We start from the raw sequence: 12,904 nt of genomic DNA, 5'->3' as shown, positions 1-12,904 counted from the left end.
TTTTTACGACCGCGTCAAAGTTGCGAATTTAAAATAACGAAAACGCTATCAGATTTCATAATACCAAACCTTTTCTTTGCGTTGGAACCTGTCCAACAAGCGGCCATCGATGGCAATCAAGCCAGTAAATACCAGTCCCATGCCAACAAATGCATTCCATTCCAGCCTCTCCCCTAAAAACATGACCCCCAGTAAAATAGCACTCAGGGGAATTAAAAAGGTAACTAATAACAGATTCGTCGGGCCTGCGATGGACAATACTCTGAAATAAATTATGTAAGCCAGGGATGTACTGATCGCAGCCAGTCCAAAGAGCGCCGCCATTGAATAGATGCTGGGGGATAGATTCCAGGGCTGATCGACAAACAATGCCATTGGTGTCATCATGATGGTAGAGCCACAAAGCATTCCAGTAGCCACTACAAGAGGGCTGAGACCTTTGAACCGACGCCCATAAATTGCGGCACAGGCATATGATAAGGCTGCTCCTAATACGGCAATTTGACCGTACACTTCGATGCCGAAGCCTCGCAATGAATTGAATCCGATCAACACCGCAACACCCACCCAGCCGATCAATACACCCGACATCCGATTGGTGGTCAGCCGTTCTTCTTTTGTTAAAAAATGGGCAAGAATAACGCTAAATATAGGCGTCGTACCATTTAAGATACTTGCAAGACCGCTTTCTATATGGGTTTGCCCCCAGACAATCAAACTGAAGGGGATCAAATTATTCAATGCGCCCATGACGATAAACCCACCCCACAAGGCCAGTGATGACGGCATTCTATCCCCTTTAAGATAAACAGCGGCCAGAAGAAGAATAGACGCGAGGGCGACCCGGCATAATACAATCGTGAGTGGCGGCATATCTTGAACAGCCACGCCTACAAAGAAAAAAGAGCCTCCCCATAGAATTGATAAAATTATGATCAACCCCCATTCTTGAAACCCCATTATCTGGTTGACTGTTGCAGATTCTCGTATGTTTTTCTGTGTTTTCATGTTTCCCCCTGAATAATTGTCATGGTCTGTAAAAATGGGTCTTATTGTTTGCTTGGCCTATTAATACACACTTGCAGGGGGATCCTGCGACCCGAATCTTGCTGAATTTTATAGCAAGTGCCCATCCATAAATGGCCAATTTGTCCGATATCTGCGTTGCGCTCAAAATTTTATCCTCGGAATATCAGCCATATGCCTGCGGTAAAATTTTTCGCGCGCCTTGATCTCGACCCAATTTTCCTATTTCTGGATGAACACTAGCAAGATCCGGGTCGCTATCTTTGTTTAATTTGGTTAGGATGAAGGAAAACAGAGAACGCAGGGGAATTGGTATGAATACATCCGATTGTTCACAGCAGTCCGAGGACTTTCAACGAATCGAAAAGGCAATTCAGTTCATCGAACAAAACTTTAAATCCCAGCCGTCCCTGGATCAGATGGCGCAAAGCGTTCATTTAAGCAAGTATCATTTTGACAGGCTGTTTAAGCGGTGGGCTGGGATAAGTCCGATCCAATTCATGCAATTTATGACCCTCGATTACACCAAAAAACGATTGGTCGAATCAAAGAGCCTTTTAGAAACCGCTATGGACGCAGGCCTGTCAGGCACCGGTCGTCTTCACGATTTATTTGTTACCTTCGAAGCGATGACACCCGGCGAATTTAAAAAACAAGGGTCGGGGCTGCAAATTTCGTACGGTGTCTGTGATTCGCCTTTCGGTGAGTGCCTGCTGGCAACCACCCAACGGGGGATATGTTATTTTGGATTTGTAGCGTCAGGAGAACGATCTGAAACATTTGGACAGTTATTCGATACGTGGCCAGATTCCGAGTTTATTGAAAATCCGACTGCCGTATGCTCAATCGTTAACCATATCTTTAGAATTAATCATCAGAAAAGTGCACACCCGTTTAATTTGCAGGTCAAGGGGACCAATTTTCAAATCAATGTCTGGAAGGCCCTGTTAAACATCCCCAAGGGGTGTGTCGTCAGTTATCAGGACATTGCTTCGTATATCGGCCATCCAAAAGCCTTTCGGGCAGTTGCCAATGCGATTGCCGTCAACCCCGTTGCTTATTTGATTCCATGCCATCGGGTGATTGCTAAATCTGGAAAAATTCATCAATATCGTTGGGGATCTGCGAGAAAGAAGGCTTTGATTGGATGGGAAGCCGTAAGATCGGCATAAAATACGAAGATATCAGTGTCCATTAGCTTGCCCGAAAGATGGTGAGGTGAGGAATACGACCATCAGTCCTCGGTCCAGATGGCCCACCTGATATCCCATAGTGCAGGTCACCGCCATAATGGGGATCAGCCAGAAAGCGTGGATTGCCGAAAAAGTCCACGCTTTTTCATTTTGGGGCGAACACAATATATTGGGGTGGCGGATTCTTGGTTTAAACTTGGGATTCTCCAACTCTATCAGCTTTCTATGGCTCCTGAAAAGCAATGATAATCATGTTGTAAACTGAGAGAGCAGATGCCCGTGAAACTAAATTTAGATCATCGATCAGCGTCGCAGGTCATCCTGTTCAATCTTATTCCCAAGTGCCTGCCACGGCCAATCAGTACTCCGGCATATGCCACGTTGGGTTTTCCGTATTGTTCTCAACAGCAACCGCCTTCACCCCCGCAACTGGCATTCTCCTTGCCGTGGATCCAGCCGGAAATGATGTAGGCGGCGCAGCCCACTCCGGGGGTGACCCGGATGGCGGACGTGGGGCAGTTCAGGGCACAGGCGCCGCACTCCATGCAGCCGTCCTTGTCCGTCAGCTGCACCTTTTTGCCGTTCATGGTAAACACCCCGTGTGGGCATACCCGTTCGCAGGACCCGCACCCCACGCAAAGCCCCTTATCGTATTCAAGGGTGGTCACCCCGGGCAGGTATCTGAATCGTTTCATCGCGACCTCCTGTGAGTTGTCTTATCCCGTGAACCCGGCACCCACCCACAGAGCAGCGGCTGCCAGGCTGCCGGCCGCCTGGAGCGGAATGGCCCGGCGCATCTCTTTTTCCACGCCGGTCGGAGAGGTAAAGGGCGTCGATCCGGTGAAGTTCATGGCCAGGTAGGAGCTGACGGCCATGATGAAAAGCGTCAGGGCCAGCATCTCCATCCAGGCCAGGTGGCCCCTGAATCCGGCCGAGAGCAGGGCGCCGGCCGCGGCGCCGATTGCGGCACCCTTGACGGCGAAGGCCCTGCCCGGCAGCCAGGGGAGCAGGAGCGGGGACAAAATGGCGCCGGTCGCCACGGCAAGGACGTACGCCAGAATGGCGGCACTTCCCCGTGAGACGGCGGCGCTCACTGAAAATATGCCCGTTCCCAGACCGGACAGCACCAGCAGTCCCGGTATCAGATAGAGTGTCGGCCGGCCCATGTGGTTGAGTTCGACCGGAATCAATTCCAGGCGCTCGCGCAGGGAGAAGGTGACCTTGCGCATGGCCGGAGCGGCTTTCATGCCGTTTTCCAGAAACGCTTTGATGTCTCTGGCATGTACAGGTCCCCAGACGACCTCAAACCCGCACAGGCGTTTTACCTGGCGCGCGGCCACGCCGGTGGCCGACAGTTGGGGCAGGATCAGGCGCCGGTGCGCGACGACTTTTTCGAGGCCGGCTGCTTTTACGCGGTCGGCGACCTCCCGGGTGGAGAAGGTCCCCTTGCCGGCGGCGCACCAGACGTTGATGCTGTGGGTCTCGAGCACCAGGATCCAGGCACTGGTGTCCGCAAGCGACGTCCGAAGGGTGTCGAAGGAGAGTTTGTAGTTGGCGGTGACCATTACCGGCGACGCTGCATCCGCTGCGCCGACGCCATACAGTCCGGGAGCGATGCGGTAGCTGTCCCGGCCGATGCCCAGGCGGGCGCAAAGGGTTCCGGTTCGATCCTCACGATTCCAATGGTTGTGCACCCGGGGAATCCTTCCCGCCGGTGTTTCCACGAAATCTTCCACAAAGCCCCACGTCCGGTAACCGGGTGTTTCATGCCGACTGCCGGTTTCCGGCGCCTGACCGCCGCAGCATGCCCCTGCGTCTTTGCCCAGTATGGGAAAGTCCGGTTTCAGGCCGCACGCGGTCGACTCGTGGCTGGTGCCGTCGGGCCGGGGCACCTGGTTCTTTTCTTCGGGGCAACATGACGTCATCGTTTATTTCATTCCTGTCATCCGCCAACGCTTCGCTGCGTCGGACCTCGCGTTGTGATCAGAAGGCATCGGCCCTTCGCTTGAAGCGTTCCAGCATCTGCCGGTCCAGGCAATAGCAGGTCCGGGGACCCTCCACCTCTCCTGTAATGAGCCCCGCAGCCTTGAGCACCTTCAGGTGCTGGCTCACGGTGGACTGGGCCAGGGGCAGGATCTGGACAAGTTCGCTGCAGATGCACCGGTCGATGGCTTTGAGGTGCTCAACAATCCGGACCCGTGCCGGATGCCCCAGCGCCTTGCAGATCCTGGCGAAAGCTGGGGTGTCGAGCTGCCATTCACCGTCTTGATTCATGGTTCGATTCCACTTTTTCCATAGAATGCAACCCAAGATTAATCGTAAAACGACGATATACGATAGAGGGGGGTGCTGTCAACCGTTCAAGGTGATGCGGCCCTGCCATTCCGTGGATCGGTTTCCCTATGCCTGATGCCCTCGTAAAAAGCTCATGGCATGCGCTTTTTGCGCCCTTACGCCTGTAGTTGTCCATCCCGGACTGGTTGTAGCCACAATTATAGTTGTAAGATAGTTGGTTTGATCAAAAAACCCGATGGGTTATGGGGGTACTGGGCGACTATCTCTACAATAAAAGTTGTAGCTCTTCCCTTTGGACGTCTGCTTTTCCCCCTCAAGGGTGACATGCCGACGATACCGAACAGCTGACTAACCATTAAAAATTATTGCGTTAATAGTCTGTCGCCGTTATGAAATCGCTTTGCTATTGCCCTGCAATTTATATCTGGCATGTAATTTGTAAAAGGAACCACATGAAATTTACATTCATTAAAAAAAAACTAAAAAAATATATAATGAATAAAATTCATTAAAGTGGCGGTGGTGCCGGACACCGAAACATTTGGCCACGGCACCGCGTTGATCCGTATCGCGCCATTGTGTTGCTCATTAACTCAATATTCTTATCCAATGGAGGTTTTCATGACAGATGTGAAGCTCAAAGAGATTTACCCGGTACCCGAAGATTTCAGGAAAAAAGCCTACATCAGCAGCTACGACCAGTACAGGCAAATGTGGCAGCAGTCCATCGACGACCCCGATGCCTTCTGGGGAAAGGTCGCCGACGAACAGGTAACCTGGTTCAAGAAGTGGGACAAAGTAACGGACTTCAATTACGGTACCAGCGCCGAAGATCTTCACATCAGATGGTTCACCAACGCCAAACTGAACATTTCATACAATTGTCTCGACCGGCACCTGGAAACCCGGGGTGACCAGGTCGCGCTCATCTGGGAAGGCAATGACCCCGGCGAAAGCAAAAAATTTACCTATAAAGACCTGCATGCCGAGGTTTGCAAATTTGCCAACATCCTGAAAAGTAACGGCATAAAAAAGGGCGATGTCGTAACCTTCTACCTGCCCATGATTCCTGAACTGGCCATCGGCATCCTGGCCTGCTCGCGCATCGGAGCCATTCACGCCGTGGTTTTTGGCGGGTTTTCCGCCGACGCACTGGCCAGTCGCATCCAGGACAGCGAAAGCGTTATGGTGGTTTCCTGCGACGGTACCTTCCGCGGCGCCAAGGCCATTCCGCAAAAAGCCAACGCGGATACGGCGGTCAAGGCGTGCCCCACCATCCACACCCACCTGGTGGTCGAGCGGGTCGGGGACAAGGTCAAGGTGGACTGGAACGCCGATACCGACAGATGGGTTCATGACGAGCTCAAAAAGGTCGATGCCGATTGTCCGCCCGAGGAGATGGACGCCGAGGATCCATTGTTCATTCTTTACACCTCAGGCTCCACCGGAACGCCCAAGGGCGTGATGCACACCACCGGCGGGTATCTCACCTATGTCTCCTATACCCACAAGATGATCTTCGATTACCACGACGGAGACATCTACTGGTGCACGGCCGACATCGGCTGGGTAACCGGACACTCCTATATCGTCTATGGACCGCTGTGCAACGGCGCGACGTCGGTCATGTTCGAAGGGGTTCCCAACTATCCGGATTACGGCCGGTTCTGGGCCATTGTCGAAAAATATAAGATCAACATTTTCTACACTGCACCGACGGCCATCCGCGCCCTGGCCAAAGAGGGCGATTCATGGGTTAAAAAGCACGACATTTCCTCCATCCGGCTTCTGGGTTCCGTAGGGGAACCGCTGAATCCCGAAGCATGGAACTGGTATTATCAGAATATCGGCAGGGGGGAATGCCCCATCGTCGACACCTGGTGGCAGACGGAAACCGGCGGGATTCTGATTACCCCGCTGCCGGGCGCCATCGACATCAAGCCGGCCCAGGCCACCGTCCCCTTTTTCGGGGTAGAGCCGGCGATTGTGGATGACGCCGGCCAGGAACTGGAAGGCGAATGTCAGGGCAACCTGATCATCAAAAGGTCCTGGCCCGGCCAGATGCGCGGCGTGTATAAAAATCCGCAACGATTTTTCGAAACGTATTTCACCCAGTTTGACGGTGTCTATACCACCGGCGATGGCTGCCGCAGGGACAAGGACGGCTATTACCAGATCACGGGCCGCGTAGACGATGTCATCAACGTATCCGGCCATCGCATGGGAACCGCCGAAGTCGAGTCGGCCCTGGTCTCTCACCCGTATGTCGCCGAATCGGCGGTCGTGGGGTATCCGCATCCCGTCAAGGGGCAATCCATCTACGCCTTTGTAACGCTTAACTCCGGCGTTGAAAAAACAGATGCGCTGAAAAAGGAACTGGTGGCCCACGTCCGCAAGGAAATCGGCCCCATCGCCACGCCGGAGATGATTCAATGGTCAGATTTTCTGCCCAAGACCCGCTCCGGCAAAATCATGCGCCGTATCCTTAAAAAAGTCGCCGCCGGCGATTTCAGCAAGGAATCCATGGGCGACACATCGACACTTGCCGATCCCAGCACGGTGGATCTGGCCATTGACGGCGCCAAACAGATCCAAACGCCCAATTGATCGGGATGGTCGAAATAGGTTACCGTCGGGCCACCCGGAGTTGATGTGAAAGGCCTGTCTGCCGGATGAGAAAAACAAAAAGGGCCAGGCGAATAACGCCTGGCCTTTTCGTTCAAAGACCCACCGCCTCACTGCGCTCATGCGTGCGGGCGGCGTTTTTCAGGACAACCTGAAATCCGTGCCCAGTCGGTGAACGGTTATGTTTCTTTTCGCAGGATAAGGCGGCACACCTTGCTTTCCGGTGCGGCAATAAAAAAGAACGAAAGTATGAACAGCGGAAGCGCAAAGAAAAGGCCCACCACCGGTAGGATCAGAAAACCGAGAAATCCCAGTGCCATCGCCAGGGGCAGGATGATCAGTCCAATGGTCCTGCTGGACCATTTTTCGCTTACACAATCTTGTTTGTTCATCACGAACCTCCAATACGCCAATGTTTGACTTTTATTCAGTAGGAATCACAACGCGCCGTAGACTGAAAGTGACAATGAACGCGAAAAATTCAATGGTCGGGTTGCAGGCGTCTATTGATAGGCCAAACCCACCATCAAGAGAAAATGCCTGCGGAAGCGGTCATTGGCGGCTCCGTTATTTTAAGCAAAAGGCCAAAAAGAGAGCGGTGCAGAAAAGCTTGTTTCTGCACCGCCAAAGCGATGGTAGCAAACAGAAAGATCCGGATTTCAGGAATGCTGGTGCAGCCGTTATCCGTCCGCTTTGTCCTTGGTAAAGATCTTGGATGCCAGGTCGATGTCCTCGGGGCAGAAGACAAACAGGCATTTGGCGTCCGGCCCGGCTACCGATCCGTAGACATAGTTGATGTTGATCCCCTCTTCACCGAATTTGGTGGACAGCCGCGCCAGTTCACCGGGGTTGTTGTCCAGCTGGACGGCGATGACCGGCATGATGTCGAACGTATAGTCGTGCTGGGAAAGCAGGTCGATGGCGGCGTTGGTCTTGCCGTCTTCGGCAAGCAGGCGGATCAGGGCAAACTGGGCCGAGTCTTTGCGCATGGAGTTGTAGCTGGCGGCGGAAGCGATGCGCTTGAGTGATTTACCCCTGGCCTTGAACAGTTCCAGCACATATGCCGACGCATCCTGGATGGTCAACGCATCGATGTTGATGCCGGCTTGACCCATGAGTGTGGCCAGCCTGCCCAGTTCACCGGGTTCGTTTTTCAGGAACAGGGATATTTCCGTTCTGACCATGATTGTCCTCCTTTTAAGCCAATTTTTTTGTGCCACTTGCATTCAGAAATGGTAGATTTTGCTCGAGTTAAAGGCGGGTGGCGGATTCAAACCGGAGGCATATATACAATATTTCGAGGATTTGAATTTGCCGCCCAACGCTGAAATCGAGTGAAAGGTGCCGTTTCTGGATATTATCAGGGTGTCCGCTTGTCTTTCAATATATTGTTGGAGATCACCACCCGCTGGATTTCCGAGGTGCCCTCGTAGATGGTGAACACCCGGGCGTCGCGGTAAAACCGCTCCACCGGGTAGTCGGTGGTAAAGCCATACCCCCCGTGCATCTGCAGAGCCTTGGCGGTGACCCGGTTGACCATTTCCGATGCGTACAATTTGGCCATGGAGGCCTGAATGGTGAAGCGTTCCTTGCGGTCCTTCATGGCCGCGGCGGACAGGGTGAGTTGCCGGGCCGCTTCGATTTCGGTGGCCATGTCGGCGATGATCCATCGCAGGCCCTGGAACTTGGAAATTTTCTGGCCGAACTGATCCCGCTGCTTGGCGTATTTTACGGCTGCATCCAGGGCGGCCTGGGCCACGCCAAGACTCTGGGCGGCAATCCCGATGCGTCCGCCGTCCAGACCCTTCATGACGATGGTGAACCCTTCTCCCTCGCTGCCCAGCATGTCCGATGCCGGTACCCGGCAGTCTTCGAAGTGCAGGTCGGTGGTGTCGGAGGCGCGCAGCCCCATCTTGTCTTCCATGTTGCCCACGACGAGGCCGGGGTTGTCCTTGGTGACGAGGAAGGTGCTGATCCCTTTGTGGCGGGCATCCGGATCCGTTTTGGCAGTGACGATGACCAGTCCGCAGTTTTTACCGGTGGTGATGAACCGCTTGGTGCCGTTGATGATGTAGTGGTCACCATCCTTGACCGCTGTGGTCTGCTGGCTTACCGGGTCGGAGCCGGCTTCGGGTTCGGTGAGGGCAAAGGCACCGATATACTTGCCCATGGCCAGGTCCTTGAGATAATGCTGCTTCTGGTCTTCGGTGCCGAAATTCAAGATGCTTTCGCAGACAATGGAATTGTGCACCGACATGACCACCGCGGTGGAGGCGCAGGAGTAGGCGATTTCCGAAAGGGCCAGGACGTATCCCACCGTATCCGAATCCGAGCCTTCGTAATCGAAGGGCACCATCATCCCCAAAAGCCCCAGCTCGGCCATCTTCTTGAGGTTCCTGGCGGGGAATTCCTTGGTTTTATCCCGCTCCGCTGCGGTTTCCGCCACCACCTTGCGGGAGAACTCGCGAACCATGGACTGAATCATCAGTTGTTCATCGGTCAGCTTGAATGACATGGCGTAATCCTTTTTTGGGTATATCCGCAGGGCGGCATGTTCACCGGCATGGTTCCGGGTGTTCGGTTCATGGCGGCCCGATGACCGGGTGGGGCCCGGGCAGCATGACCGAAACCGCCGCCTCGCTGGAATCAGTCGATTACGGGTTGTAGATGACCACAATCAGTTCGGCGTCTTTTTCTCCGGTGTTTTTCAGGTGATGCTGGATGCCGGAATTAAAATGAAGGGAGTCGCCGGGGCCGAGGCTGTTGACATGCTGACCCACCACCACTTCGATGGTGCCGTCGAGCACATACACGAATTCTTCTCCCTCGTGGTTGTAGCTGACGCCTTCATGGTCTTTCATGGCATCGATCTTCACCCGGAAGGCCTTGAGATGTTTGTTTTCAGCGCCCGGTGTGAGGGTGCTGTAAGCGTAGCTGGACGTCCGCTTGGTATAGGCCTTGATGCGATCCTGCATGCGGCCTTCGGCCTCCTTGAGCAGATCGCAGGAGTCGATGTCCAGAGCCCGGGAAATCTGTAGCAGGGACCCCACGTGCGGCGTCACCTTGCCGGCTTCCACCTGCTTTAAAAAATCGATGGAAAAACCGGTTTCGTTGGCCAGGGCGTCGTAGGACATCTTTTTGTCGGTCCGGGCCTTCTTGATTTTTTTGCCCACGGGGGGCAGTGGCGTGGTTTTTTTGGGGGGCATGATACCTCCTTGTCAGGAAAGGGTTCGAGGATTCAAGGGGTCGAGGGATCAAGTGAATGCAGCATTTTTTATCCGCTGTGCCCGGCTGCAGTTTTTATCTGAATGTTCTCGATGAATTTTTTTCACTCGAATCCTCGAATCCTTGACCCCTTGGATCCTTCTTTTTTTTAATACTCGTAAAATCCCCGGCCGGTTTTTCTTCCCAGCCAGCCGGCTTCCACATATTTTCTCAACAGCGGGCAGGGCCGGTATTTGGAGTCTTTGAATCCGTTGTACAGGGTTTCCATGATCGCCAGGCAGGTGTCCAGGCCGATCAGATCGGCCAGGGCCAGGGGGCCCATGGGGTGGTTCATGCCCAGCCGCATGACCGTATCGATGTCTTCGCGGGTGCCCACCCCATGGTACAGGGCAAACACGGCCTCATTGATCATGGGCAGCAGGATGCGGTTGGCGATAAAGCCGGGAAAGTCGTTGGCCAGGGCCGGTGTTTTGCCGAATTTCAGCGACAGGTCCCAGGTCGTCTGGTAGGTGTCGTCCGAGGTGGCCAGGCCGCGAATCACCTCCACCAGCTTCATCACCGGCACCGGGTTCATGAAGTGCATGCCGATGACCTTGTCCGGACGTCCGGTCTGGGCGGCGATCCGGCCGATGGGGATGGAGGAGGTGTTGGTGGACAGGATCACGCCGGGTTTGCAGATGTCGTCCAGGTCCTTGAATATCTGGAATTTAAGGGTCTCGTTTTCCGTGGCCGCCTCCACCACGAAATCCGCTTCTGCCATGTCCTTCAGATCGGCCGTGATCTTGATGCGGCCCAGGATCGCATCCCTGTCGTCTGCGCTGATCCTGCCCTTGTCCACATTCTTGCCGAGAATTTTGGTGATGTTGGCCAGCCCCTTTTCGGCAAACTCGATCTTGATGTCGCTCATGATGACGTTCAGGCCGGCAGTGGCCGCGACCTGGGCGATGCCGTTGCCCATCTGGCCGGATCCGATAACCCCAAAGGTGTTGATGTCCATTGTCTCACTCCGTTGTTAGGTGGTTAGTGATTTAGGTGTTAAGCTGATTAGCCGTTGAGGCTGTAGCCGTTTAGGTGTTTAGACTGTAGGTGCTTGTTTCCGATATCAGATGCGGTTCATTACAACAGCCGTTTTCATTCAGAAATGGTGGCTTGTGGTCCAGATCAAGGCCGCAGGGTTTTGGAAACCGCAGGCGTAGCATCGCTACGTCGAGGATTGCCAAAACCCGAAAACGCCGATCTGGGCCGCAAGATGCCGTTTCTGGTCGGCGATCAGCGTTTGACGACCATGGCCACCGCCTCCCCACCCCCCAGACAAAGCGATGCCAAGCCGGTCTTTTGATCCCGGCGGATCATTTCGTGCAGCAGGGTCACCAGCACCCGGCAGCCGCTGGCCCCGATGGGATGGCCCAGGGCCACGGCACCGCCGTTGACATTGGTGGTGTCGGCAGACAGCCCCAGTTCGTTCATGACCGCAACCGTGGAACCGGAAAAGGCTTCATTAACCTCGAACAGGTCCACGTCGTCGATGCCGATGCCTTCTTTTTTCAAGCATTTGGGTATGGCCCACATGGGCGCCACCAGGACGTATTTCATATCGATGCCGTAGGAGGCCTGGGCACCCACGGCGGCCAGGACCGTGCACCCCAGTGCCTCGGCCTTCTCCCGTGACATCACCACCACGGCGGCGGCGCCGTCACTGATGATGGAGGCATTGCCGGCCGTGCCGAAACCGTCTTTCTTGAAGGCCGGTTTCATTCTGGACATGGCATCGTAGGCGGTTTCCCGGGCGCATTCATCCCGGTCGAAAATTTTGGGATCCCCCTTGCGCCGGGGGATGGTGACGGGAACGATTTCATCGTCGAAGCGGCCGCTGTTGATGGCCTCCAGGGCGCGGCGATAGGATTCGACGGCATAGCGATCCTGGTCTTCCCGGCTCACGTGGTAGCGCTCGGAGCACAGTTCGTTGGAGATGCCCATGTGAAAGTCGTTGACGATGTCCCACAATCCGTCGTGGATCATGGAGTCCTGGAGCTGTCCGGGCCCCATGCGGTAGCCGAAACGGGCCTTCTCCAGGTAGTAGGGCGCCATGCTCATGTTCTCCATGCCGCCGGCCACCACCACCTCGGCATCGCCGGTCTGGATCGCCTGGGCGGCCAGCATGACGGTTTTCAGGGCGGAGCCGCACACCTTGTTGACGGTAACGCATTCTGCTTCCCAGGGCATGCCGGCCCTGACGGCCGCCTGTTTGGCAGGGTTCTGGCCATAGCCGCAGGGCAGGACCTGGCCCATGAGGACTTCATTGACCTCTTTTTTGTCGATGCCGGCCCGCCGGACCGCTTCTTCGATGACGATGGCACCCAGATCCGTGGCGCCGATGCCGGCGAGCGATCCGTTGAAACTGCCCAGCGGCGTTCTCACGGCACTGACGATGACTGCTTCTTTCATTTTATTCTCCAAGATTGTTAAGGGTTCAAGGATTCGAGGGTTCAAGGGTTCAAGGCAAACGACACGTATCTACAGGATTGTTCGCTCGGATCCTT

12 protein-coding genes are annotated in these 12,904 nt (G+C 54.6%); 2 read left to right on the top strand and 10 right to left on the bottom strand.

Annotated features, from left to right (window positions below):
* Positions 1-48: 48 nt before the first annotated feature.
* A complete protein-coding gene (locus DSCA_RS16605; RefSeq protein WP_197904610.1) occupies positions 49-1,008 on the bottom strand; it encodes a DMT family transporter in 960 nt (319 codons plus the stop codon).
* A 332-nt stretch (positions 1,009-1,340) separates the two neighbouring features.
* Between DSCA_RS16605 and DSCA_RS16600 the strand changes: the two genes are divergently transcribed.
* Positions 1,341-2,198, top strand: a complete 858-nt coding sequence (locus tag DSCA_RS16600; protein ID WP_155317486.1) for a methylated-DNA--[protein]-cysteine S-methyltransferase — start codon at positions 1,341-1,343, stop codon at positions 2,196-2,198.
* Positions 2,199-2,620: 422 nt separating this feature from the next.
* Here the strand turns inward: DSCA_RS16600 and hgcB are convergent, their stop codons facing one another.
* From hgcB to DSCA_RS16585, 3 genes are read right to left on the bottom strand one after another with little or no spacing between them, the layout of a single operon-like run.
* Positions 2,621-2,914, bottom strand: a complete 294-nt coding sequence (hgcB, locus tag DSCA_RS16595; RefSeq protein ID WP_155317485.1) for a mercury methylation ferredoxin HgcB — start codon at positions 2,912-2,914, stop codon at positions 2,621-2,623.
* Between the two features lie 21 nt (positions 2,915-2,935).
* Positions 2,936-4,144 (bottom strand): mercury methylation corrinoid protein HgcA, encoded by a 1,209-nt coding sequence (gene hgcA / locus DSCA_RS16590; protein WP_155317484.1) that lies wholly within the window; start codon positions 4,142-4,144, stop codon positions 2,936-2,938.
* A 58-nt stretch (positions 4,145-4,202) separates the two neighbouring features.
* Positions 4,203-4,493 (bottom strand): ArsR/SmtB family transcription factor, encoded by a 291-nt coding sequence (locus tag DSCA_RS16585; protein WP_155317483.1) that lies wholly within the window; start codon positions 4,491-4,493, stop codon positions 4,203-4,205.
* Positions 4,494-5,135: 642 nt separating this feature from the next.
* Here DSCA_RS16585 and acs point away from each other — a divergent pair.
* Positions 5,136-7,121: an acetate--CoA ligase gene (acs, locus tag DSCA_RS16580; protein WP_155317482.1), complete on the top strand. Its 1,986-nt coding sequence runs from the start codon at positions 5,136-5,138 to the stop codon at positions 7,119-7,121.
* A 197-nt stretch (positions 7,122-7,318) separates the two neighbouring features.
* On the opposite strand, the gene DSCA_RS16575 is transcribed toward acs, so the two are convergent.
* The 6 genes from DSCA_RS16575 to DSCA_RS16550 form a co-directional block, all read right to left on the bottom strand.
* Positions 7,319-7,531: a hypothetical protein gene (locus DSCA_RS16575; RefSeq protein WP_155317481.1), complete on the bottom strand. Its 213-nt coding sequence runs from the start codon at positions 7,529-7,531 to the stop codon at positions 7,319-7,321.
* Positions 7,532-7,819: 288 nt separating this feature from the next.
* The gene (locus DSCA_RS16570) at positions 7,820-8,323 is read right to left on the bottom strand and encodes an amino acid-binding protein (RefSeq protein WP_155317480.1); all 504 of its coding nucleotides are present in this window, start codon (positions 8,321-8,323) and stop codon (positions 7,820-7,822) included.
* Positions 8,324-8,499: 176 nt separating this feature from the next.
* Positions 8,500-9,654 (bottom strand): acyl-CoA dehydrogenase, encoded by a 1,155-nt coding sequence (locus DSCA_RS16565; protein ID WP_155317479.1) that lies wholly within the window; start codon positions 9,652-9,654, stop codon positions 8,500-8,502.
* A gap of 139 nt (positions 9,655-9,793) precedes the next feature.
* On the bottom strand, positions 9,794-10,345 hold the full coding sequence (locus DSCA_RS16560) for a helix-turn-helix domain-containing protein (RefSeq protein WP_155317478.1): 552 nt from the start codon (positions 10,343-10,345) through the stop codon (positions 9,794-9,796).
* A 167-nt stretch (positions 10,346-10,512) separates the two neighbouring features.
* Positions 10,513-11,361: a 3-hydroxybutyryl-CoA dehydrogenase gene (locus DSCA_RS16555; RefSeq protein WP_155317477.1), complete on the bottom strand. Its 849-nt coding sequence runs from the start codon at positions 11,359-11,361 to the stop codon at positions 10,513-10,515.
* Between the two features lie 272 nt (positions 11,362-11,633).
* Positions 11,634-12,809, bottom strand: coding sequence for an acetyl-CoA C-acetyltransferase (locus DSCA_RS16550; protein ID WP_155317476.1), 1,176 nt, complete (start codon positions 12,807-12,809; stop codon positions 11,634-11,636).
* Positions 12,810-12,904 lie beyond the last annotated feature (95 nt).

It is taken from the genome of Desulfosarcina alkanivorans (genome assembly GCF_009688945.1).
GTDB lineage: Bacteria > Desulfobacterota > Desulfobacteria > Desulfobacterales > Desulfosarcinaceae > Desulfosarcina > Desulfosarcina alkanivorans.
Note: the sequence above shows the minus strand (reverse complement) of the source record. Positions and strands in the feature narration are given on the sequence as shown.